Raw genomic sequence first — 618 nt, forward strand, 5'->3', positions numbered from 1 at the left:
TGTCAATCCCCTCGAACTGTGGAGATCTTCTATGCGGCCAGCCCCAGGGCGGAGTTGGCTCGGTGGTCGTGTTCGTAGTCGATCGGGCTCCGGTATCCGCACACGCTGTGTAGTCGGTGCGTGTTGTAGAAGCCGGTGATCCAGGTTGCGATCTTCAGGCGGGCCTCGGTGCGGGTGGCGAAGGTGTGGCGGTGGACGTACTCGACCTTGAGGACGCTGTTGAACGCCTCGCTGACGGCGTTGTCGAAACACGATCCGACCCGGCCCATGGACTGGATCACGCCCAGGCGGCGGCAGGCCCGCCGAAAGCGCCGGGAGACGTACTCGCTGCCGCGGTCGCTATGAAAGATCACGCCTTTCACGTCGCCGCCGCGGGTGGCCGCGGCCATGTTCAGGGACGCGACGACGAGTTCGGCATCATGCCGCTCTCCCATCGCGTAGCCGAGCAGGCGGCGGGAGAACAGGTCGATGACGGTGGCGAGGTAGAGCTTGCCCTCGCCGGTGACGATCTCGGTCATGTCGCCGCACCACACCTGGTCCGGGGCGTCCGCGCTGAAGTCCCGGCGCACGAAGTCCGGGGCGGCGGCCCGTCTGCCGGGGCGGGTCAGCCCGCGCCGA

At 67.6% G+C, this 618-nt stretch carries 1 protein-coding gene; it reads right to left on the reverse strand.

The genetic code is table 11. The features are described from left to right. Window positions 1–29: 29 nt before the first annotated feature. On the reverse strand, window positions 30–618 hold a 589-nt coding region (locus ABD357_RS29025; RefSeq protein WP_344393983.1), incomplete at its 5' end, for an IS3 family transposase.

It is taken from the genome of Streptomyces vastus, assembly GCF_039532825.1.
In the GTDB taxonomy this organism is placed as follows: domain Bacteria; phylum Actinomycetota; class Actinomycetes; order Streptomycetales; family Streptomycetaceae; genus Streptomyces; species Streptomyces vastus.